Source organism: Lawsonibacter sp., from assembly GCF_022777125.1.
Lineage (GTDB): Bacteria > Bacillota > Clostridia > Oscillospirales > Oscillospiraceae > Lawsonibacter_A > Lawsonibacter_A hominis.
Genome location: NZ_JALFGV010000094.1, coordinates 1 through 22276 on the forward strand (window position 1 = coordinate 1; position 22276 = coordinate 22276).

At 57.4% G+C, this 22276-nt stretch carries 16 protein-coding genes and 1 pseudogene; 6 read left to right on the forward strand and 11 right to left on the reverse strand.

The window, feature by feature from the left end; translation table 11 throughout:
- Positions 1–197 precede the first annotated feature (197 nt).
- Positions 198–957, forward strand: a pseudogene (locus MR825_RS07905) (IS5 family transposase).
- A gap of 286 nt (positions 958–1243) precedes the next feature.
- On the opposite strand, the gene MR825_RS07910 reads toward MR825_RS07905, so the two are convergent.
- A complete protein-coding gene (locus MR825_RS07910; protein ID WP_186906886.1) occupies positions 1244–2590 on the reverse strand; it encodes a sigma-54 interaction domain-containing protein in 1347 nt (448 codons plus the stop codon).
- 294 nt (positions 2591–2884) lie between these two features.
- Between MR825_RS07910 and MR825_RS07915 the strand changes: the two genes are divergently transcribed.
- Genes MR825_RS07915 through MR825_RS07930 form a run of 4 tightly spaced genes read left to right on the forward strand, consistent with a single transcriptional unit; the run spans position 2885 to position 7824 of the window.
- The gene (locus MR825_RS07915; protein WP_186906885.1) at positions 2885–3220 is read left to right on the forward strand and encodes a UxaA family hydrolase; all 336 of its coding nucleotides are present in this window, start codon (positions 2885–2887) and stop codon (positions 3218–3220) included.
- A 13-nt stretch (positions 3221–3233) separates the two neighbouring features.
- A complete protein-coding gene (locus tag MR825_RS07920; RefSeq protein ID WP_186906884.1) occupies positions 3234–4424 on the forward strand; it encodes a UxaA family hydrolase in 1191 nt (396 codons plus the stop codon).
- 12 nt (positions 4425–4436) lie between these two features.
- On the forward strand, positions 4437–6197 hold the full coding sequence (locus MR825_RS07925; RefSeq protein ID WP_287880007.1) for a choline/carnitine O-acyltransferase: 1761 nt from the start codon (positions 4437–4439) through the stop codon (positions 6195–6197).
- 28 nt (positions 6198–6225) lie between these two features.
- Positions 6226–7824, forward strand: a complete 1599-nt coding sequence (locus MR825_RS07930) for a BCCT family transporter (RefSeq protein WP_256175402.1) — start codon at positions 6226–6228, stop codon at positions 7822–7824.
- 651 nt (positions 7825–8475) lie between these two features.
- Here MR825_RS07930 and MR825_RS07935 read toward each other — a convergent pair.
- The 7 genes from MR825_RS07935 to MR825_RS07965 all read right to left on the reverse strand — a co-directional run bounded on the left by MR825_RS07935 (position 8476) and on the right by MR825_RS07965 (position 16478).
- Positions 8476–9999: an FGGY-family carbohydrate kinase gene (locus MR825_RS07935; RefSeq protein ID WP_186906881.1), complete on the reverse strand. Its 1524-nt coding sequence runs from the start codon at positions 9997–9999 to the stop codon at positions 8476–8478.
- Between the two features lie 14 nt (positions 10000–10013).
- Positions 10014–11102, reverse strand: coding sequence for an alcohol dehydrogenase catalytic domain-containing protein (locus tag MR825_RS07940; protein ID WP_256175398.1), 1089 nt, complete (start codon positions 11100–11102; stop codon positions 10014–10016).
- Between the two features lie 35 nt (positions 11103–11137).
- Positions 11138–11914, reverse strand: a complete 777-nt coding sequence (locus MR825_RS07945) for an SDR family oxidoreductase (RefSeq protein WP_287880012.1) — start codon at positions 11912–11914, stop codon at positions 11138–11140.
- Between the two features lie 13 nt (positions 11915–11927).
- Positions 11928–12893 carry an ABC transporter permease gene (locus MR825_RS07950; protein WP_186906878.1) on the reverse strand — a complete coding sequence of 322 codons (966 nt, stop codon included), beginning with the start codon at positions 12891–12893 and terminating at the stop codon, positions 11928–11930.
- 19 nt (positions 12894–12912) lie between these two features.
- Entirely contained in the window at positions 12913–14412 is a 1500-nt protein-coding gene (locus MR825_RS07955; protein ID WP_287880015.1) for a sugar ABC transporter ATP-binding protein, read from the reverse strand.
- 99 nt (positions 14413–14511) lie between these two features.
- On the reverse strand, positions 14512–15606 hold the full coding sequence (locus MR825_RS07960) for a sugar ABC transporter substrate-binding protein (protein WP_186906876.1): 1095 nt from the start codon (positions 15604–15606) through the stop codon (positions 14512–14514).
- A 56-nt stretch (positions 15607–15662) separates the two neighbouring features.
- On the reverse strand, positions 15663–16478 hold the full coding sequence (locus MR825_RS07965) for an N-acyl homoserine lactonase family protein (RefSeq protein ID WP_186906875.1): 816 nt from the start codon (positions 16476–16478) through the stop codon (positions 15663–15665).
- Between the two features lie 368 nt (positions 16479–16846).
- Between MR825_RS07965 and MR825_RS07970 the strand changes: the two genes are divergently transcribed.
- Positions 16847–17974 carry an ROK family transcriptional regulator gene (locus tag MR825_RS07970; protein ID WP_186906874.1) on the forward strand — a complete coding sequence of 376 codons (1128 nt, stop codon included), beginning with the start codon at positions 16847–16849 and terminating at the stop codon, positions 17972–17974.
- 144 nt (positions 17975–18118) lie between these two features.
- Here the strand turns inward: MR825_RS07970 and prfB are convergent, their stop codons facing one another.
- The 3 genes from prfB to MR825_RS07985 all read right to left on the reverse strand — a co-directional run bounded on the left by prfB (position 18119) and on the right by MR825_RS07985 (position 22226).
- Positions 18119–19240 carry a peptide chain release factor 2 gene (gene prfB / locus MR825_RS07975; RefSeq protein ID WP_186907005.1) on the reverse strand — a complete coding sequence of 374 codons (1122 nt, stop codon included), beginning with the start codon at positions 19238–19240 and terminating at the stop codon, positions 18119–18121.
- Positions 19241–19606: 366 nt separating this feature from the next.
- Positions 19607–20737, reverse strand: a complete 1131-nt coding sequence (locus MR825_RS07980; protein ID WP_256175393.1) for a DHHW family protein — start codon at positions 20735–20737, stop codon at positions 19607–19609.
- Between the two features lie 85 nt (positions 20738–20822).
- Positions 20823–22226: an MBOAT family O-acyltransferase gene (locus MR825_RS07985; protein WP_256175391.1), complete on the reverse strand. Its 1404-nt coding sequence runs from the start codon at positions 22224–22226 to the stop codon at positions 20823–20825.
- Positions 22227–22276 lie beyond the last annotated feature (50 nt).

Consider the following 22276-nt stretch of genomic DNA (forward strand, 5'->3'; position numbering starts at 1 on the left):
CCTCCTTGCGGCTTCCTCTCAGGCGGGAACTTGTCCTTGATCCTATTCCATTGTTTTTCGCTTATTTCATGTCTCTTCATGCTCCCATTCTATTACATCGTCGTTTTTCACACAATGGCTAGGTTTTAAAACAGACTCTAGGGCTTGTTTGAAAAATAAAAGTTGCACAATAAAGCAAGTTATGCGAAGCTAAGGGCATGAAACGATATGAATTAACAAAAGAACAATGGGAACGGATCAAACCGTTGCTGCCGCCGGAAGAAACAGGAAAGCGTGGCCGCCCCCGAAAAGATAATCGTACGATGCTCAACGGGATGCTCTGGATTGTCCGGAGCGGTGCTCAGTGGCGTGAGCTGCCGGCGGCCTATGGCCCCTGGCAGTCTGTGTACGCACGATTTTCCAAGTGGCGGGATGACGGCACACTGGAGGCGGTATTTCACGCGCTGTCCGGGGACGCGGACATGGAGAATCTGAGCGTAGACTCCACTTGCGTAACGGTACATGAAAGCGCAAATGGCGGGGAAAAAAACAGCGGATAAGGCGGTTGGCCGTACCAGAGGTGGGTGGAACACAAAACTCCACGCGGTCGTAGACGGTTTGGGAAACCCGGTGGAGTTCCTTCTCTCCGCTGGAAATGACCACGATTCGGTTCACGCTGTTGAACTATTGGAAAAAGTCAGGATCAGAGGGAGTGCCGTACTGGCAGACCGGGCATATGGTGCTCGGGCAATTCGGGAATATATCTCAGCGCACGGGGCCAGTTATGTGATCCCGCCGCAAAGCAACGTTTCCGATCCTTGGCCGGTTGACTGGCACCTGTATAAGGAGCGCCATCTGGTGGAGTGTTTTTTCCAGAAAATCAAGTGGTTTCGCAGAATCGCCACCAGATATGACAAGTCGGATGCTTCCTTCCTGGCCCTTGTGTATCTTGCCTCCATCGCTATTTTGTTGCTTTAGCACAATCTCCACCTTTTTTCAAACAAGCCCTAAATTTTGTTGCATGACTGTAGGTACCGGCGTGTTTAGAATTAGGGCCAAGAGGAACGCTGGCCGCTGATGACCAATTTTTGAGTCTCATTGGTATCCGCATGGGGTCGAGTTATTATGCGGCGTACATCACATGTTTTGCCAGTATCTTTATAAATAGACCTTAACGTGAGCAAGCAGAGTTGCAACCCCTAGAGGGACTGCAACTCTGCTTGCTCTTTGTGATATGTTTTTGCAACGAACCGCTTTTTCCTGTTCAAAGCCTATATTTTCGAATTAGTTTAACCGCACGGGTCTGACTGATAGACAAATCTGTCGCTACGCCGCGGCTGGAGGGGTGCTTTTGGTAGGAATTAAGAATCATCTGCCGCTCCAACTCCTCCAGCGCACCGTCCAGTGATGTAGGGAACGGAGTCAGCGTCTGATCATAGCTAACCACGGAGAAGATGTTTTTGGGCAGGTGGTGCGGCTCAATAGAGAAGTCATCTACCATGACGGTGATGCGCTCAATCACATGTCGTAGCTCCCGGACATTACCCTTCCATGCGTAGGAGAGCAGCAACGGAATGGTATCTTTGGAGAACGTATGGGACTTTCCGTACTGTGTGTCAAACTGGTTAAGAAAATAGGTGGCCAGAGGTATAATATCCTTTTTGCGCTGACGCAGTGGCGGGATGGTCAATTCAAAGATATTCAGACGATAGTAGAGATCCGCTCGGAATTCATTGCTTTCGATGAGCTTTGTCAGGTCCTTATTGGTGGCGGCGACAATTTTGACATCGATCTTCACCGGAGCGGTGGCACCGATGGGCAGAATTTCTTTCTCTTGAATGGCACTGAGCAACTTCGCTTGAGCAGAAAACGGCAGCTCTGAAATCTCATCCAGCAGCAGGGTGCCGTGGTTTGCAGCCTCGAACAACCCCGTTTTGCCGCCGCTCTTGGCACCGGTAAAGGCGCCCTTGACATAGCCAAAGAGCTCGGATTCCACTAGTTCTCTAGGCAGGCTTGCACAGTTTACCGAGATAAAAGGCTTATCCTGGCGATCACTGATTTTGTGCATATACTTAGCCAAGGCAGTTTTGCCGGTACCCGACTCGCCTACAATCAGACAGTTGGCATCCGTTCGGCCTACCCGCTGGATGCTGTCCATGATAGCCTTCATCTCATCGCTCTCATAGAGCAGTTCCGGGCGTAATTCGTCCGCGGAGGCAACGATCGCAGTATTTTCTCCGGTAAAGATCAGGTTGTCGCTGACAGTATCCCGCACGCTCATAACAACGAACTCGATTTCATTATTCCGATCAAAGATCGGGACAGCGACGGTAAACAGTTTGGAGCCCACAATCGTCTTCTGACGTATGGCATAGGCTTTTTTATCTCGGTAGACATGAGGCAGAATAGAGGTATCCCACCATTTATCGTGTTCAAAAATAGTAAGTTCTTTGCCAATCAGGTCGTCTGGCTCGAAACCGTAATGTCTAAGGCAGGCCTTGTTAATATAAACCATACGGTAATGGTTATCGTAGATGCATACTTCGTCATACAGTTCATCCACGAGACGGGCCAGGGTATCGGTGTCTAGGTATCGGTAGGTCCGGTCCATGAAACATTCCTCCTCCAATCACGCTTAGTCACAGTCCCATAGCCCTACTGTAGCACAGAATTCCAGGGGCCGCAAGCGAATTTGAATCGTTTTTAACTTGCGAGTTGTTTTCGACTCGAGCAAAATGTGGATTTGAATTGCGATCAACTCAAATTTACGACGTTTGCCGCCTTATGACGGCGGTATGCCTTGTCGCGTTTCCCTCCGGCTCTAAGTCTTGCGCTATTTTTTTCATGATTTGGCACCATATTTGCAATGGTATAAGGCAGAGCACAAAGCAAAGGAGGAAAACGTATGGAAAAACGCGCCATTCAAATGGACCCCCACGACAATGTAGCCACAGTCTTGTTTGATGTGCAGATCGGAGATATGGTTTGGGTGTATGACCAAAACCAGGTTTTGGTGGAAAGGGTTGTTGCACAAAGCCCCATTCTCAGCGGCAATAAGCTCGCGTTGAGCGACATGCCAGAAAAGAGCACCATGATCAAGTACGGAGAGAACGTCGGTGTAGTCATCAAACCCATCGCTAAGGGCCACCTGGTCCATGTTCATAACGTGCGCAGCATGCACCTGGACATTCCCGACTCCATCATCAGGGATATCATCAGCGTGATGAACATTACGGAATGAGGTGGAACGAAATATGAAATTTCAAGGTTATATTCGTCCCGACGGCAAGTTGGGTATCCGAAATAAGATACTGATTGTCGCACTGGACGAATGTTGTGATGGCCTGGCAAAACGTATCGCCGAGGGTCACCGGGATGTCGTGGTGCTGACCAACCATTACACTTGCATGCTGGGAGGCAATGAGGAGACCTTCTACCAAATGGTGGGCATATGTGCGAACCCCAATGTAGCGGCTGTGCTGGTGCTGGCCATGGGTTGCGGCAGCATCCTCATCAGTCACTTCGTCGATCACGCAAAGAAATGCGGAAAACCTATAGAATCGATCAACTGCATCGAGGTAGGCGGCACCAAGAAGTCCATCGCCCTGGGCCGAGAGAAACTTGAAAAGCTGATCGAATACGCACAGCAGGTTCCCAGGCGTGAGGGCACAGCCGCCGACCTGTTTGTGGGTATCAAGTGTGGTGGTAGCGATACCAGTTCGGGTATCGCATCCAACCCCAGCGTGGGCAAGGCCGCAGATATACTCTACGAGTTGGGCGCCACTACCGTGGCCGGAGAGCTCATTGAGCTGATGGGCTGTGAGGAACAGATTCAGCGGCGGGCCATCAGTCCTGAGGTGGCTGCGGATATCGCCGCAGCCTCAGATAATGAACTGAAGCGCTGGAACGTGGATGGCGCACCTGTGGAGTCCATGAGCATCGGGAACTGCATAGGAGGCTTGACCACCATTGAGGAAAAATCTTTCGGTGCCCTTCATAAGACCGGCAGTGCTCCTATCCAGGGCTTCCTGCAAATCAGCAACAGCGGCATCGACCATCCCGACAAGCCAGGCTTCTATCTCTCTGACGTCAGCCACCTCTGCGGTGGTGCAGGCACCAACTTCGCAGCGCTGGGCGTCCAGGTCGTCATGTGGACCAGCGGCGCTGCCGGCTTCGATAACGAGTTGGTCCCTGTTATCAAGGTCAGCGGTAACAAAGATCTGATTAACGACGACGTAGATGTGGATGCCACCGGCATTATGGACGGCAGCGATTCCGCCGCCCGGGTGGGGCAGCGCATCGTCGACAAGGTGGAGGCCGTCTGCAACGGAGAACCAACCGCCACCGAGGGCTTCGGCAGCAGCTTCCTAACCCTCTATCAGAAGGATGTGCGTGTGGAACAACTGCTCCGCTTGAAATACCCCCACTGCCCCATGGGATGCTGAGGTGAAGGAAATATGGACTGTATCAAATTCAACCTTTCCATTAAAAATAATGCAGGACTCCCTCACTACCCAAACCCCGGCTTGCGCGACACCCTGGAGCGCTATTTGAACTGGCTGGAGCCACTGGTCACCAAGGAAGAACTGGCACAGGCTATAAATGAAGTCGACGCATTCCAAGCATTAGAACAGTTTCCCCGCCTGGAGCGTAAGATGGACGAGTTGGCCGAAGGCTCTGATGACAGTTACATCTATAACTACTGGGTCAAGGGTCACCTGGGATTCCGCGACCCCATCTGCCCCTACACCAGTGTACCCATTCTCTATGACAATCCGACCCTCCGCAACCTGAGCCAGGCCGAAAAAGCTGCCGCCCTCCTCTTTGCCACGGCGGAGACCTATCGGGTATTCCGCCAGAAGGGCAACGGCGCTTATAACATTGGCCCAAAGACTTATTCTAATGACGAACTTTTCGGCGCATTAGCCTCTATCAACCACATTGCTCATGGCCAGGATGTCATGTATATCTCCGATGAGATATCCCGGCATAGTCTGGTCCTGTACAAGAACCACATCTATACCGTCGAGGTCATCACCCCCGAGGGGAAACCCATCCCTTACGGCAACCTGCGCTATAGCGTTGCTGCCATCCTGAACGATGCGACCCCTGGGCTGGAAGTCAACTTTAACACGGTCACTTCCGAACCGGAGCGTGATATGGCCGGCGACTTGCTGGCCGGGCTGCTGGCCATTCCCGGCAACGCTGAGGAGTATGAAGTAATCAAAAAGGCGATAGCCGTAGTAAACCTGGACACCTGTGCCCCCGAGACTGTGCTGCAAAAGCTTTATACCGCCTGCGGCGACCCGTTGTGGTTTAACCGCTTCCACGGCAAGGGAACTCAGTTCAACGTGGCGGTCAATGGCGCTATGTCTATGATCGTTGAGCATACCTACTGCGACGGCGGCATTGAGGTCTATCTGGTCAAGCGGGTGGGTGAGATCCTGGGTGAGATGGACCTCACAGCTGGAACCGATCAAGCTGCATATCGCGAACTGCAATTCCATCTGGATAGCTTTGAAGATCGGCTGCGCCAGTGCTTTGCACGGTTCCGAAGTAAGATGAGCGCCTTTGATGCCCGTGTCGTCTCCTTCCCCGGTTTAAGCCGCACCGTTCTGAGAGAGCATGGGATTCTCTCCGGCGACGGATTCATGCACATTGCGTTCCAGGCTGCCCAACAGATGGCCTGGAACGACATTCGCAACACCTATATCTCAGTGGACTGCCGCAAGTTCTTCCGCGGCCGAACAGAGGTCAATCGCCCGGTGACTCACGCCTCCAAGGCCTTTGTTGCAGCCCTGCTGGACGATTCCGTCTCAAAGGAAGAACGTCGTCGGCTGATGCTGGCGGCGTTGGATGCCCACCACGAGCGTACCAGGCAGGCACAGGCGGGAATGGGCGTCAACCGTTACCTGTTTGCCGTGCGTGAGGTTTGTAAGGACTACGCTCAAGAACTGGGCTTTGCCGAGCAGCCAGCCTTTTTCCGAAGCAAGGGCTTCGCCCGCATTTGCGAGGACAGGCTTTCCTGCACCTCCTTCGGCAACGATGACATGAAGGGGTGCTATTTCCCGCCTGTGATGCCTCACGGTTTGGGTATCTTCTATCATATCGACGAGGAGGCCTATGCTATCATCACTATGTTCCTGGAGGATGGTGATATGCTGGACCGCTTTGACGAAAATCTCCACACCGCCATCGCAAAAATCTTAGAGAGCTAAGAAATGAAATGAGAGGAGAGATTTCCACGTGAAAAAGCAAGGTTTTAGAGAGTCTTTGAAGCTGATTGACAAGAAAGTCCTCATCATCTCTTGGATTGCACTCCTGGCCCTGTCCCTCCCCATCATCCTGTTTCCGGAGGCCAGTGGTGCAGTTGTCGGCACACTGAACGGCTGGGTCTTGGATTATCTGGGCGCACCTTATATGTGGTTTGGTATCTTCTGCCTCATCTTTTGCATCTACATCATCGTCAGCCGCTATGGCAAGGTCCATCTGGGGGACAAGGGCGAAAAGCCCGAGTTCAAGACATTCTCTTGGGCTGCTATGCTGTTTTGCTGCGGTGTCGGTGCCGGCGTGCTATACTGGGGCTTCATCGAGTGGGGCTATTATTTCCAGGCGCCTCCCTTAGGCCTTGAATACGGCACTTGGCAGGCCGGCGAGATGGCTCCCGCTTATGGCTTCTTCCACTGGGGGCCCACTGCCTGGGCCATCTACGCCGTCTCTGCCTGTACCTTTGGCTATATCATGTTCGTGAGAAAGAGCAATGTTCTAAAGTGCAGTGAGGGTTGCCGCGGCCTGCTGGGTAAGAAGGTGGATGGCCCCCTGGGCAAGGTCATCGACGTGTTCTTCATCTTCGGCATCGTGGGCGCCGTGGCCACCTCCCTGGGTCTTGCCAATCCTCTGGTTACAGCATGCATTTGCACCCTGTTTGGAATCGAAGCCACCCCCATGCTCCAGATCATCATCCTGCTCATCATCGTTGCCATGTTTGGTCTCAGCGCTTACTCCGGCCTGAACAAGGGGATCAAGTTCCTCAGCGACTCAGGCGTATGGCTGGCTTTGCTGCTGATCGCATTTGTCTTCGTGGTTGGCGACACCAAGTTTATCTATGATACCACCACCACAGCTATCGGCCTTATGGCGCAGAATTTTATCCGGATGTCCACTTGGCTCGACTCCATCGGGTTATCCGGCTTTCCCCAAAGCTGGACTGTGTTCTACTGGGCATGGTGGGCCGGCTACGCCCCCTTCCTGGGCATGTTTATCGCCCGCATTTCCAAGGGCCGCACCGTCAAGAGTATGGTAGCCGGTTCCCTGCTGTTTGGCAGCGCAGGCTGCATCCTTTTCTTTGGTGTGCTGGGCAACTATGGCCTGGACCTCCAGTTGAGCGGCGCCTTCGACGTGGTCAACTCCCTCAGCGAGATCGGTCCCGCCAACACCATTGTGGAAATCCTGCTTACCCTCCCCTTCGGGAAGATTGCTGTCATTTTGGTGGCCCTGCTCTGTTTCGTCTTTGCGGCCAATTCCTATGACTCAGCCTCCTATATCATCGCTGCCAACTCTCAGATTCGCGTGGAGAACGGTGAATCCGTGCCTATCCTGCGGCTAATCTGGGCTTTTGGCCTGTCCCTGATCCCTATTGGCTTTATCATTTTGGATGCGCCTCTGGCTACCCTGCAGACTGCTACCCTGGTGCTGTCCATCCCCATCGCTTTTATCATCGTGATTATTGGTATCTCCTATCTCAAGATGGTTAAGGAAGATATCCTCTCCGGCGTTTTGGATCAGCCTCTTGTCGTGCGTAACTTCTCCGAGCTCACGAAGACTGAGATCTCTGCCAAAAAGTAAATCGTTGACGATGACATGATATCAAAAGGGGCGCGCTGTAGAATAAAGTTTGCAACGCGCCCCTTTTCTGCTCATGTTAGCGAAGCGGCAGAGGACAGCCGCCTATTGCGGATAGAGCGGAAAACCGGCGGCAGGGCACATGGAAAACGACCATGTGGCCTGCCGCCGGTTTGCTGTTTTATGGGGGAAACCTTAACGGGCGGTATAAAGAAAAACGATTGGAACCCGCCACCCCGATAAAGGGATAAAGAGGCAGGGAGGATCGGCACCCAGCGGACATTTTTCCTAATTTGACAGCGGGAAAAGGCTTTTTTCAGGGCGTTTCGTCCGCATGCTTTTGTGAACAGGCCCTATAAGGGCCTACTCAAGCTACCACTTTAGCTGGTAGTTATGACTTTGCTGGATGGCTTTGGAAAACAGGGGCGCCGCTCTGCGGATCAGCAGCAAGCGGGTTTGCAATCCGGTGCGAAGCGAGAGGAGAAACAGCCGGAGTCTCCCCCGCAGAACTGCAGCGATGAAAGGAATTCTGCTGCGTCAATGGCGGCGGGGTGCAGGATGCGGAGAAAACGGTTCAGCGCGGCTTGCGGTGCCGTTGGGGAAAAGCCGGGATGGGGTCCCATCGGAGCCCCGGCCTTGGACGGGAGGCGCTGCTCAGGACAGTTTGGATATGGCCGCCATGTCCTGTTCCAGGTCGCGGTAGACCGCGTGATAGAGCTTGTAGTAGTCATTGTATTTGGCGTGGGCTTCCGGGTCGGGCCGTACCTTCTCATCCAGCACCTGCCAGCTCCTGATATCCTCCAGAGTGAGCGTGCCGGTACCCAAGCCTGCCAGCATCACATCGCCCAGGTTGGCCTCGACATCGTGGATCGGGCAGACCACCGCGTGGCCGGTCACGTCCGCGAAGATCTGACGCCACAGGGGAGACTTGCTGACGCCGCCCGCCAACAGGATATATTCGCCCAGGTCCTCGCCGGTGGACTCCATGGTGTGGCGCAGGGAGTAGGCCACCGCTTCCAGAAAAGCCCGGTAAATATGGGCTTTGGTGTGGGCCAGAGAGAGGCCGAAGATAACGCCCTTGGCATCCGTATTCCAGACGGGGCTGCGCTCTCCCATAAAATGGGGCAGTACGATAAGGCCGCCGGAGCCGGGAGGGATGCTGGCCGCCTGCTCGTCCAGGACGGCGTAGGCGTTCGCTCCGCCGGCGTCTTCTTCCGCCTTCTCGCGCTGGGCAAAGGTATCGCGGAACCACTTGACCACAGCGCCGGCGGTGGCGCCGCCGCCGAAGGAGTAGGACAGCGCCTTGGAGTTGATGACATAGGGCCACTCGATGAGCCCCTGAGCCCGGATGGGGCGGTCATGGATCAGAGCGGCGCACATCGAGGTGCCGATGGCGGCCACATACTCGCCGGGCTCAAAGACGCCCAGACCAAAGGAGGCCACGCCGCAGTCCACGCCGCCGGCGCACACAGGGGTTCCCTCATTCAAGCCCAGCTCCAGCCCGGCCTGGGCGGTGAGGCCGCCCACGATGTCCCGGGACTCTACGATGCGCGGGGGCATCATCGTGCGGGGGATCCCCATGTCATCCATCAGCTCGTACGACCAGCCGTGTGCGTTCATATCGAAGATACCGCCGATATTGCCTGCGGCAGAGTAGTCGATCGCCACCTGCCCGGTAAGCCGATAGATGACATAGTTGTTGGGAGGGAGAAAGAGACGGGTACGGCGCCAGTTGTCCGGTTCGTTGTCCCTTATCCAGAGGATCTTCAGATAACCGTAATAGGGGTCGGTGCCGTTGTGGGTGATACGCTGCAGTTTTTCCGGATCGATGTGTTCTTCCACCCAGCGCTGCTGAACCGTGGCCCGGCGATCCATCCAGATCAGGCAGGGGCGTACGGGTTCCATCTGCTCGTCCAGCGGGATGCCGGAGCCGCCGTAGAGTCCGCTGATGCAGATACCGGCCACGTCGGCAGGGGATACTCCGGATTTCTGCACCGTATTGCGGATGGAGCGCTTTGCAGCGTCCAGCCACACATCCGGCCACTGCTCGGCCCAAAGCGGCTGGGGGGTGAGCACGTCGTATTCCTGGAGATCCTGGGCGATGAGCCGGCCCTGCGTATCCATAAGAATGGATTTGGTGCCCGAGGTACCGATGTCGGTACCGATAAGGTATTTCATCATGCCCTCCCGATTCAGAAGCGGAAGGCGACCTTGAAGTCGCCGTATTGGCCGGAGGCGCGGTCAAAAGCGGTCTTCCAGTCGTCCAGGGAGAAGACGCTGCTGACCACGCCGCGGGTCTTCAGTGTTCCGTCGGCAATGTGGTCGATGACGTAGGGGAAGCAGTAGGGGGAGAGGTGGGAACCCAGCACGTCCAGCTCCTTCCGGTCTCCGATGATCGACCAGTCCAACTGGGTAGGCGCGCCGAAAACGGAAAACTCCACAAAGCGGCCCAGCTTGCGGATCATCTGCATGCCCTGCACCACGGAGGAGGGATGCCCGGTGGCCTCGATATAGATATCGCACCCATAGCCGTCGGTGATCTCCTGAATGGCGGCGACCACGTCCATTTTACCCGGGTTCCATACCAGGTCGGCGCCAAATTCCCGCGCCTTTTCCAGCCGCTCGTCCAGCATATCCAGAACGATGAGCTTTTTGGGGCTGCGCAGTTTGGCGTAGGTCACCATGCCGAGTCCCAGGGTGCCGGCACCCGAGAGCACCACCACATCCTCGCAGCCGATGTCCGCCCGGTCCACACAGTGCTTGGAGCAGGCATAGGGCTCGATGAGCAGGGCGTCTTCCAAAGGCATGTCCTGGGGGACCCGGTGGATGACGGAGCGACCGGTGGGAATGCGCACATACTCTGCCATGCCGCCGCAGAAATCGTGGAAGAAGCCGTAGATCTCGTGCGGCTGGCACATCCAGTAATGTCCGTCTTTGCAGAAGCGGCACGCACCGCAGGGAGCGATTTGATCCACCGCGATGCGCTCGCCCAGGGCGTAGCCGCTGACGTTCTCCCCGGCCCAGACCACTTTGCCGATGAACTCATGGCCGGGAATGAAGGGGGGCTTGACCCATGCGGGCTGGGTGTCGTCCCCCCAGAACATGGCCGCTCCATGCTGACACTTCAGGTCGCCGGCACAGATGCCGCAGCCCTCGGTCCGGATCAACAGATCGTCGGGGCCGCAGGCGGGGACGGGATAGTCCGTCTCCAGACGGTAGTCGGTGGCGCTGTAGGCCACAAGAGCCTTCATGGTTTTGGGCAGAGTTCCCTTTGCTTCCATAACTAGTCTACTACCTTTCACAGCAAAATTTTCACTCAGATACAAGTAAAGGCGCCGTCGATGACGAAATCAGCGCCGGTGGTAAAAGCGCTGGAGTCCCCCGCCAGATATACGCAGATGGCCTGCAGCTCCTCGGGCTTTCCCATGCGGTGCAGGGGCGCCACGGCGTTCCACTGCTCAATGAGGGGGACGAGCGTGGGGGAGTTTAGGGTAAGCTCGGTGCCGATATAACCGGGACTGATGCAGTTGACCCGTACATTGCGGGCGGCCCATTCCACCGCCAGGGACTTGGTGAGCTGAATGACCCCGGCCTTAGAGGCGTTGTAAGAGCACTGAGGCTGTGGGACATTGACGATATGGGCCGACATGGAGGCGGTGTTGATGATGGAACCGCCCCCCTGCCGGAGCATCTGCCGCCCCGCCGCCTGGGCGGTGAGGAAAACGCCCGTCAGGTTGACGTCCACGACGCTGCGCCACTGCTCATAGCTCATCTCCTCGGCGGGGATGTTCCGGCAGATGCCCGCGTTGCAGAAGGCCACGTCCAGCTTGCCGTAGCGGGCCAGGATGGAGGCCATCATGGCGTCCACATCCGCCGGATCGGTCACGTCCGCCCGGACGGCCAGGGTGCGTGCGCCGGTGCCGGCGGCCAGGGCGGCAGCGGTTTTCTCCGCCTCGTCCGGATCGATGTCTACAATGGCCACGTCTGCTCCGGCCTCGCAGAAGGCCGTGGCCACGCTCTTGCCGATCCCGCGGGCGCCGCCGGTGACAAACGCCGTCTTCCCGTCCAGCCGCAGCTTTTCGATGATACCCATATACGCCGCCTCCTTACTTCTTGCTCATCAGGGCTTCCAGGTTGCTCATGGCCACGGCAAAGAGGAAGACCAGGCCCTTAATGATCCACTGCCAGTACTCGGGCACGTTGCACATGGTCAGGCCATTGGAGAGAATGCCGATGATAAAGGAGCCGATAAACACATTCAGTACGAAGCCCTTGCCGCCCTGGAGGGTGACGCCGCCCAAGACGGTGGCGGTGAGCACGTCCATGGCGAAGTCGGAGCCGGTGGAGGGCTGGCCGGTCCCCAGGCGGGCGGCCATCAGAACGCCGGCGATGCCGGCGGTGACGGCAGAGACCACAAACGTACCCACCACGACGGCACGGGTCTTGATGCCGGAAAGACGGGCGGCTTCCTGATTGCCGCCCACGGCATAGATCCGCCGGCCCAGAAAGGTGCGGTTGAGAAGCAGAAAGCCCAGGGCGAACATGACCACCATGACGATGAGGGGAATGGGGATCACGCCGAAGAGGAACCCCTGGCCCAGGTGCTTGAAGCGGTCGGACAATCCGGTGACCGAGCTGCCGCCGGTCATCAGGTAAGTAAATCCCTTGATAATCGTCTGCATGGCCAGCGTGCCAATGAGGGAGGGGATCTTGAGCACGGCGGTCAGCGTGCCGGAGACCAGGCCGAACACACAGCACAGCAGCAGCGTGAGCAGGAAGGCCACCGGGATGGACAGGCCCATCTGGGTCATCAGCGTGGCGGAAAGGCAGCCGGTAAAGGCCAGGATGGAGCCCACGGAGATGTCGATCTCGCCCACCAGCAGCACCATGGTCATCCCAACGCCGGCAATGCCGTAGAAGGAGACCTGACGGCCCACCAGAAAGAGGTTGTTGGGGGTAAAGAAGTTGGAGTTGGCCACCGAGAAAATAATAAGCTCCAGGATCAGGATAAAAATAATGCCGAATTTATTGTAGAAGGAAATCAGCTTTCCCGCGGTTCCTTTTGTATTCATGGTTATCTCCTCATCTCCATCACGCCAGGCCGGAGGCAAGGCTGAGTATTTTGTCCTGAGTAGCGTCCTGATAGAAAAGCTCGCCCTTCAGCGCGCCCTCATGCATCACCAGGATGCGGTCGCTCAGATTCAGGATCTCGGACATCTCGGACGAGATGACGATCATGCTTTTCCCCTTGGACTTCAGGTCAAACAGAAAGTCGTAGATTTCGCGCTTGGCGCCCACGTCGATACCGCGGGTGGGCTCGTCAAAGATGAGAATGTCCGCGTTGGTGGACAGCCACTTGGCCAGGACGATCTTCTGCTGATTGCCGCCGGAAAGGCTGGAGACCGGCTTGTCCAGGGAGGGCAGCTTGACGGACAGCAGCTTGACCTTGGATTGAAGCAGCTCCTTCTCCTTGCGGCTGGAGATCATCAGGCCGCGGCACAGCCTTTGGATGACCACAATGGACATATTGATGCTGATGGGCAGGATGAGCATGAGGCCCTCCCGTTTGCGGTCCTCTGGAATGAGGCCGATGCCGTTTTTGATGGCCTGAGAGGGGTTTTTGATGGCGACCGGCCTGCCGCGGATGGAGATGGTCCCCTTGTCCAGCTTGTCCGCGCCGAAAATGGCGCGCACGGTCTCGGTGCGGCCTGCGCCCACCAGGCCCGCAATACCCAGGATCTCCCCCTCTTTTAATTCAAAGGAGACGTCCTTGAGCTTCCGGTTGGTCAGGTGTTCCACCTTTAAAACGGTGTTGGCCCCGGCATAGTCGAAGCGGCCCGGACGGGGAGGAAACTCCTGCGACAGCTCGCGGCCGATCATCAGGTGGATGAGCTCTTCCTTGCTGGTGTCGGCCACATCCATGGTACGAATGAACTGCCCATCCCGCAGGACCGTGATCTTGTCGCACATGCGGAAGACTTCTTCCAGCCGGTGGGAGATGTAGATCATGGAGATGCCGTCCGCCTTCAGTTTGGCGAGCACCCGGAACAGGATGTCGATCTCTGCGTTGGTCAGCGGCGCGGTGGGCTCGTCCAGGATGAGCAGCTTGCTCTCTTCCAGAAGGGCCTTGGCGATCTCCACCAGCTGGCAGTAGGCCACCGAGATATCCTTGATCTTGGCCTGACAGTCGATGTTGACGCCCATGTCCGCAAAGACCGCACGGCTGCGCTGAAGCATGGCCTTGGAGTCGATCAGGGGACCGCGGCGGATCTCCTTGCCGACAAACAGGTTTTCCCAGATGGACAGCTCCGGCACCAGATTGAACTCCTGATACACCATGCCGATTCCCGCTGCCTTGGCCTTAATGGGGGTCAGGCTGGGGTAGGTCTGGCCGCCGGTGACGATGCTGCCGCTCTCCGGTGTGATAGCGCCGGAGAGAATTTTGCACAAGGTGGATTTGCCCGCGCCGTTTTCTCCGATCAGGGCGTGGATCTCCCCTTCCCGAAAATCGACGCTGACATGATCCAGCACGGTAATGGGGCCATAGCTCTTGGTCAGGCCCTGCGCTGAGAGAATGATCTTTTTCTCCATAGTGTCACCTTTCCGGTGCTCCCAACTGCCGGAAAAGCAGCTTCCGGACGCCCGCCCGATGACGAGCGGGCATCCGGAAGAAGGGAGCGCAGGTTTTTCTTACATGTTATTGACGAAATCGATGAGGTCCTGGGAGATGACGTACTCGGGCTCACGGGAGCGATAGTCGTCCACGTTGTCCTTGGTGATGGCAATGGTGGTGATGGGGAAGGGATCGTCATAGTCCATGCCCAGAGCGATCTTCACCATGTTCTCCACCCAGTAGAAGCCGATCTCGGACACAAAGCGGTCGTTGCCCACCGTGCAGCGGTAGACGGTATCCTCCTGCACATAGTCCAGCACGGTGTCGGTGCCGTCGCAGGAGCCCAGGTACATGTTGGTGGTGTCCAGCCCGGACTGGACGATGGCCTGGTAGGCCCCGATGCCCATTTCGTCGTTGTACACCAGCACCATGTCCACGTCCGGATTGGCCTGAAGGGCGGACTCAGTAGTGGCCATGGCGTCCTCGGAGCTTGTGGCTTCCACGGTGACCCACTCCAGCTTGCTCTCGTCGCACAGGGCCTTGATGGCGTCCTGCCAGCCCTGGCTGCGCTGTACGGCGGCCTCCTCCAGCGTGGTGATCACGTTGAGGATTTTGGCGGAGCCGTCCAGCTTGCTGTTGATCCAGTCGGCGGCGTTCTCGCCCAGGCTGTAGCCCCAGTCATACTCGTTGTAGCCAAAGTAGGTGGTCGCGCCCACGCTGGTGTCGTAGGGATAGATACCCACCGGGATGCCGGCGTCCATGGCGTGCTTCAGGGTGTCCTTCATCGTCTCCACGGAGATGCATTGGCACAGGATGCCGTCCACGTTCTGGGCGATGTAGTTCTCCACGTTGGTGACCTGCTTTTCCGGTTCCATGTTGCCGCCGTCGGTGATGATCACATTGCAGTTGGTCTGTGCCATGAATTCCTTGTAGCCCACCACCAGGTTTGCCATAAACTCGTGGCGCAGAGACATGACGCAGGCGCCGACGGAGATGTCGGAGAGGTCCACCACCAGATCGCTGTTGGCGGCAGGGGTCTCGGGGGCGCCGCTCTCAGGCGTACTGGTCTGGGGCGCACCCGTGCTGGGGGCGGTCCCGCCGCTGCCGGAACAGCCGGACAGGCAGGTGACGGCAAGCGCGGCGGCAAGCGCGAGAGAAAGCAGTTTTTTCACATCAAATACCCTCTTTCTGTTTTTATATACGGCAGGAGATCCTGTCATATCCATCCTTAGTCGTAGTACCCCTGGTGGGATTTGATCAGCGTTTCAAATTGGGCCATATCGTGGCCGTACAGGATCTTGGCACCGGTGCGCTTGGCGTAGTCCAGCAGATACTGGGCGGAGCGGCGGAAGCCGAGCGAGTCGTACAGAATGCCGGGCACCTGGATCTCCGGCTTCACATTTTCCTCAAAATAGATGGCGTCGGCCACCACTAGCAGAGGGCCGGTGTGCTCCAGCTCCACCTTCATGGCCACCATGCCGAAGGAGTGGCCGGAGCCCAGATTCAGCAGGGTGACGCCGGGGACCAGTTCCACTTCCCGCTCGTCCGGGCGCAGCAGGCGCCAGTTGAGCTGGGCGTCGATGAAGTGCCGGATGTCGGAAGGGACGTGAACGTCCAGGCCCCGGCCGGTGACAAAGGCCTTCAGCGTGGCGGTAAACTCCTCCTCACTGACGATCACCTGGGCGTTTTTAAAGTGGTGGAGGTTGCCGGCGTGATCCACATGCAGGTGGGAGATGACCACATACCTGATATCCTCCGGGGCGACGCCCAGCTGGGCCAGGCGATTGAGAAGCAATTGCTCCTCCGTGACATAATAGGGGGACTGCTCGGGGATAAAGGCGGGCCAGTTGCGCTCCCAATCCGGGTCGCAGCCGGTGTCGAAGAGGATCCAGCCGTCCTCGTGCTCGATGAGATAGGCCTGGATGGGGATGTTGATCCACTCGGTTTCAGGGTTGCGGTTGGAGGCGGTGGCCGAGTTGGCTCCGGCGATAAAAAACGATTTGTCCAGGGTCTCCCAGCCGTTGTCCAGAATGTAAAATTTCAACGCGATCCCTCCTGTGCTTCACTTTCGGCTATCTTAATTATCAAAACACTTTTTGTAATCTGATTTAATAAACTGATTACATATTAGGAGTGGACTGTAAATTTGTCAAGAGACAAGATGAAAAAAGAAACTGATTTGGCTAAAGTGTCAAATTTGATTTTTCAAAATTGTATATATTGAGCAATCCAATTCGGAATTTTTTTCCTTGCACAACCAGCTTAAGTGTGATATAGATATAATGAGATGGTTTTAGAAAATGGTTTTTAATAAGCGGGCAGGGCCATGGACGGGAAGGCTTTGGATGATATGGCTTTCCTTTTTTTAACGGATAGAATGTGAAAAAATTAACGTTTGAGAGCTGAGGGAATATGGAGCAGAAGATTACCGCCAATATGGGAATCAAGCAGGCCAACCGCACCAATATTTATAACCTCCTCCACGGCGAGGGCGCGCTGTCCAAGCAGGCCATTGTGGGACGGCTGCACCTGTGCCTGCCCACTGTGACCCAGAATATCGCCCAGCTGCAGGAGGAGGGACTGGTGGAAGAGGTCGGCTTTTTGAGTAATACCGGCGGGCGGCGGGCAAAGACCTTCGACGTGGTCGCCGGCGCCCGCACGGCCATCGGCCTGGATATCACCCGCAACCACATCACCGCCGTGGCGGTAGATCTGCGGGGGACCATCACTGCCAGCGTCCGCCTGCGGTGCCGATTCGAGCGCACGGACGCCTACTACCGCCGTTTGGGGGCGGTAGTAGAGCAGATCATCCAGGAGGCCGGACTGCGGGCAGAGCATATCCAGGGGGTGGGGATCGGTCTGCCTGCGCTTATCGCCGGGGACAACCAGAGTGTTTTTTACGGAAAGATCCTGGAGATCACCGGAGTGACCGGGGCGGAGTTTGCCCGGTATATTCCCTATCCCACCGCTCTGTTCAACGATGCCAATGCCGCGGGCTTTGCCGAACTTTGGATCAACCGGAACCTCTCCAACGCTTTTTACGTGATGCTCAGCAACAACATCGGCGGCTCGGTGGTCATCAACAATCAGATCTACTCCGGAGAACACCTGCACAGCGGGGAGATCGGACACCTGACCATCGTACCCGATGGAAAGCCCTGCTACTGCGGTAAAAAGGGATGTGTGGACACCTACTGCGCGGCCACCGTGCTGTCCTCCCTGACCGATGGGGACCTGGCCGCCTTTTTTGCCCTGCTGAACCGGGGCGCGCCGGAGGCCGGGGCGCGGTGGGACACGTATCTGGATCACCTGGCGGTCACCATCGCCAATCTGTATATGCTCTTCGATTGTCCCATCATATTGGGGGGGTATGTGGGCGCGTACATTGGGGATTATCTGGAGGAGCTCAAGCGGCGGATTGACCAGTATAATATTTTCGGGGACCGTCCGGATTACCTGCGGGTGTGCTGCTACAAGCAGGAGGCCATCGCCGCCGGGGCCGCCCTTAACTTTATTTCCGACTTTCTGCGTACGATTTAGAAAAAGAACAACGGGGCCCGCAGCATACGCTGCGGGCCCCGTTGCAGTTGAAAGGCCGCTGCCGTCGGGATCCGATATACCGGGCAACGGGCGCTCATAAGTCCGGCCGCCCATTGGTTCGGGTGCGGGGCGGCTGCGGGACGCTTACTTTTCCAGCCAGTTCCCGGTGGCCTCTGCCTTCAGATAGGCGTTGATAAAGCCGTCCAGATCGCCGTCCATCACGCCGCCCACATTGCTGGTCTCATATCCGGTGCGGGTATCTTTGACCAGCTGGTAGGGCATAAATACATAGGAACGGATCTGGCTGCCCCATTCGATCTTCATCTGCACGCCCTTCAGGTCGGAGATCTTTTCCGCATGGGCCTGCATCTGCAGCTCCACCAGCTTGGAGCGCAGCATCTTCATACAGGTGTCCCGGTTTTGGAACTGGGACCGCTCCTGCTGGGAGGAGACCACGATGCCGGTGGGCTTGTGGATCAGCCGCACGGCGGAGGAGGTCTTGTTGATGTGCTGGCCGCCCGCGCCGGAGGAGCGGAAGACCTGCATCTCGATGTCCTCGGGACGGATATCCACCTCCACGTCGTCGGGGATCTCGGGCATGACCTCCAGCGCGGCGAAAGAGGTCTGCCGGCGGGCGTTGGCGTCAAAGGGGGAGACCCGCACCAGGCGGTGCACGCCGTGCTCGCTCTTCAGGTGGCCGTAGGCGTTTTCCCCCTCGATCAGAATGGTGGCGCTTTTGATGCCCGCCTCGTCGCCGTCCAGATAGTCGATGACCTGGTAGTTGTAGCCGTGGCGCTCGGCCCAGCGGGTGTACATGCGGTAAAGCATCTGGGCCCAATCCTGGGCCTCGGTGCCTCCGGCGCCGGCGTGGAACGTCAAAATGGCGTTGGAATTATCATATTCGCCGGTGAGCAGGGTGGACAGCTTGGCGTCCTCCACGGCGGCCACGAGGGCGGCAAAGCCTTCCTCCACCTCGGGCACCAGACTCTCATCCTCGGCCTCGTTGCCAAGCTCGCACAGGGTCATCAGATCATCCCACTGAGTCTTGCGCTTCTGCTGGCCTTCGATTTTGTTGCGCAGCTGCTTGACCCGCTGCTGTACCTTCTGGGCCTTCTCCAGGTTGTCCCAAAAGCCGTCGGAGGCGCTCTCCGATTCCAGCATCTCCGCCTCCCGCTGGGCGGCCTCCAGCCCCAGGGCCTGGTCCAGATCCTCCAGTTCGGGGCGCAGGTTGTTCAGCTTTACTTTGTATTCGTCAAACTGCAGCATCACATACACTCTCATTTCCATAAAATAGCCCTCATATTATATCCAAAGAAGCCGGTAATGTAAAGGGCAAACGGCTTCCGGACGCCAAAAAACCGCCCGAAGGCGGGCGGTTTTCAACGGTCGCTGGCAAGCCAGTCCGGGTCGGCGCGGAAAATGAGATCGTCCACGTCCTCCCTGGGAGCGGCGTCAGGCCTGGACGGCGTATGTTCCTCGTGCTCCTGCATCTGCCTAACCTCCTTCGTGAGTGATGTACATATCAGTATATGCCTTCCCACGGAAAAGATGCACGGGAATCCTGTCGTGCGTATGGGAAAACCCGGCATGGCGAAGCCATGCCGGGTCAGCAGGGGTGTGCTCACGCTTCAGTCACCGGCCCAGCCAGACTAGGTTGGAATCGGTGACAAAGTTGGGCACGCTGTAGAGCACCACCGCAGCGTCGATTCCGTTTTGCTTGATATAGTCGGCGACGGAGAGCTTGTAGTAGCGCAGGTCGATGAGGTGGATCTCGGAATAATGGGCGGTGAGGAAGGGGGCCAGAGAGTCGGTGTAGGAATCCCGGATCAGCAGCAGCTTGGGGCCCTCCCGGCCGGTGCGGATGACCCCCAGGGACTGCTGCCCGCCTAGGAACATGGCATACTTGTCCTTCACGGCGAGGAAGGATTTGTCGTACAGCTGCCGGGGCTCCTCCACCGGATTGCCGTTTTTATCGTAGGTGTAGGAGGTGACGGTGATCCCGTCGTCGGGCACATAGGTGTCGATCACGTCCGGGCGCACCCAGCGCACGCCGGAGGAGGAAAACACCGTGCCGTAGAAGGCGGTGCTCACCGTCGTCTTGGCGTACTCCGAAAGGGGCACCGGCTCCAGGCCCATGGCGTCCGCCAGGGCGGTATAGCCGTAATAGGCGCCCAGGCTGGTCCAATGGTGATCGGTACGGTAGAAGATATCCTCGTCCCTGTGGGCCCAGAGGGAAGGGTAGGTATCATACCAGTTTGCCTGGGTGGCCGCCTGCGCCTGGGTCAGCAGGTCGGTCTGGCTGGCGTTGGGCGCGCCCTCGGGCAGGCGGTCGGCCCAGATGCAGGCCTGTGTGGGGATCAGCGAGAAATACACCGGGATATCCACATTTTCCACAAACTTATTAACATAACTCAGATTATTCGTCACCTTCCCGGCGTCGGGCGCCTGAAAGTGGGTGATCAGGGTACCCTGCTTGCCGAAGTAGACGCCATTGTTCTCCTGTTTGCCCAGGGCCAGTTCGGTGGCGGACTTCAGGGCGATCCAGCCGTCCCGGAGGACAAACTGGTCGTTGACATAGGTCTCAAAGTCGGACATGAATGCTCCGCTGACCAGCGTCTTGACCGAGGGCGCGGGCAGCTGCTGCAGGGCGCGGTTCTCCAGCTGAGAAAAGTCGCGGTCGGGGGAAAGCGCATTGGCGGCCAGAAACAGGCCCAGGAACGCGCAGAACAGCGCGGTGATGAAAATGCAGTAGCGTTTCGTCATGGGGACCTCCTTAGACGGAAAACAATTTTTTGCCGCGGGCGGAAGGCCGGCGGATCATGCAGGCCGCGCCGGCGGCCGGGCGGCGTCAGAAGCGAAAGTATAAAAATGGGTTATACGTGGCGTCCACCAGATAGGCGGTGGAAAAGACCAGTCCCGCCAGCAGGAGCACGGGCAGCAAAAGACGCATGGACCGCTCCGGCAGACGCCTCCAAAGCCGGGCGGCCAGGGGGGTGGAGGCTACGGCGGAAATCAGCAGTACAGGCAGGAAGGAGCGGAAGTAATACCATGCCGCCGCATCCGTCAGTCCGCCCCCGGCCAGACCGAACATGGCCTTCAGGTAAGCGCCCAGCTGGGAGAAGTCCTCCACGGCAAAGATGGCCCAGCTCACCGCCACCAGAAACAGGGTATACAGATGCCGCAGCAGGGCGGGCAGCTTGTCCAGCAGCTTGAGCAGGAAGGCCTTCTCCAAAATCAGCAGAGCCGCAAAATAAAGCCCCCAGAGCAGGAAATTCCAACTGGCCCCGTGCCAGATGCCCGTGGCGGCCCATACCACCAGCAGGTTGAAAAACAGCCGGGGTGTGGAGACCCGGTTGCCGCCCAGAGGGATATACAGATATTCCCGGAACCAGGTGCCCAGGGAGATGTGCCACCGCCGCCAGAACTCGGTGATGGAACGGGAGATATAGGGATAGTTGAAGTTGCGCATGAACTCAAAGCCCAGCATCCGGCCCAGGCCCACGGCCATATCGGAATAGCCGGAGAAGTCAAAGTAGAGCTGAAACGTAAAGGCCGCCACGCCCAGCCAGGCCCCGGCGGTGGTGAGCTCTGCCGCAGGCAGGGCCTTATAGGCATCCCACAGCAGTCCCAGATTGTTGGCCAGCAGGACCTTTTTGGCCAGGCCCACCACAAAGACCTGCACGCCGGAGGCGAACTGTTCCGGAGAATGGGGACGGTGGTCGATCTGATCCCCCAGGTCCTTGTATTTGATAATGGGGCCCGCGATGAGCTGTGGAAACAGGGTGACGAACGTACCGAAGTTGATGAGATTTTTCTGTACCCCGGCGTCGCCGCGGTACACGTCGATGGTATAGCTCATGGTCTGGAAGGTGTAGAAGGAGATGCCGATGGGCAGGCTCAGACCCAGCCGGGGCATGAAGGGCAGCCCGATGGCGGCCAGGCTCCCGGCCACAAAGTCCCAGTATTTGAAAAAGAACAGCAGCGCCAGGTTGAAAATCACGGACGAGGCCACCGCCCGGCGGGCCGCCCGGTCATTGCCGCGCCGCTTGCAGCGTTCCACCAGCATGCCGTGGGTGTAGTCAATGGCAATGGAGGCAAACATGATGAGGATATACACCGGCTCGCCCCAGGCGTAAAAGATCAGGTTGAAGACCAGCAGCACCGCGTTGCGGGCCTTCAGCGGCGTGAGGTAGTAGACCAGCAGCACGATGGGCAGGTACAGGAAGAGAAAATACGGACTGGAAAAGACCAAAAGGTCACCTTCTTTTTTGCGTCATTCCGAATACCGCCCGGCAGGGGAGC

Coding starts and splice junctions, on each gene's coding strand:
- MR825_RS07910 (WP_186906886.1), bottom strand. CDS start 2,590: ATGGACCGGACCTACCGATACCTAGACACCGATACCCTGGCCCGTCTC.
- MR825_RS07915 (WP_186906885.1), top strand. CDS start 2,885: ATGGAAAAACGCGCCATTCAAATGGACCCCCACGACAATGTAGCCACA.
- MR825_RS07920 (WP_186906884.1), top strand. CDS start 3,234: ATGAAATTTCAAGGTTATATTCGTCCCGACGGCAAGTTGGGTATCCGA.
- MR825_RS07925 (WP_287880007.1), top strand. CDS start 4,437: ATGGACTGTATCAAATTCAACCTTTCCATTAAAAATAATGCAGGACTC.
- MR825_RS07935 (WP_186906881.1), bottom strand. CDS start 9,999: ATGAAATACCTTATCGGTACCGACATCGGTACCTCGGGCACCAAATCC.
- MR825_RS07940 (WP_256175398.1), bottom strand. CDS start 11,102: ATGGAAGCAAAGGGAACTCTGCCCAAAACCATGAAGGCTCTTGTGGCC.
- MR825_RS07945 (WP_287880012.1), bottom strand. CDS start 11,914: ATGGGTATCATCGAAAAGCTGCGGCTGGACGGGAAGACGGCGTTTGTC.
- MR825_RS07950 (WP_186906878.1), bottom strand. CDS start 12,893: ATGAATACAAAAGGAACCGCGGGAAAGCTGATTTCCTTCTACAATAAA.
- MR825_RS07955 (WP_287880015.1), bottom strand. CDS start 14,412: ATGGAGAAAAAGATCATTCTCTCAGCGCAGGGCCTGACCAAGAGCTAT.
- MR825_RS07970 (WP_186906874.1), top strand. CDS start 16,847: ATGGAGCAGAAGATTACCGCCAATATGGGAATCAAGCAGGCCAACCGC.
- prfB (WP_186907005.1), bottom strand. CDS start 19,240: ATGCTGCAGTTTGACGAATACAAAGTAAAGCTGAACAACCTGCGCCCC.
- MR825_RS07980 (WP_256175393.1), bottom strand. CDS start 20,737: ATGACGAAACGCTACTGCATTTTCATCACCGCGCTGTTCTGCGCGTTC.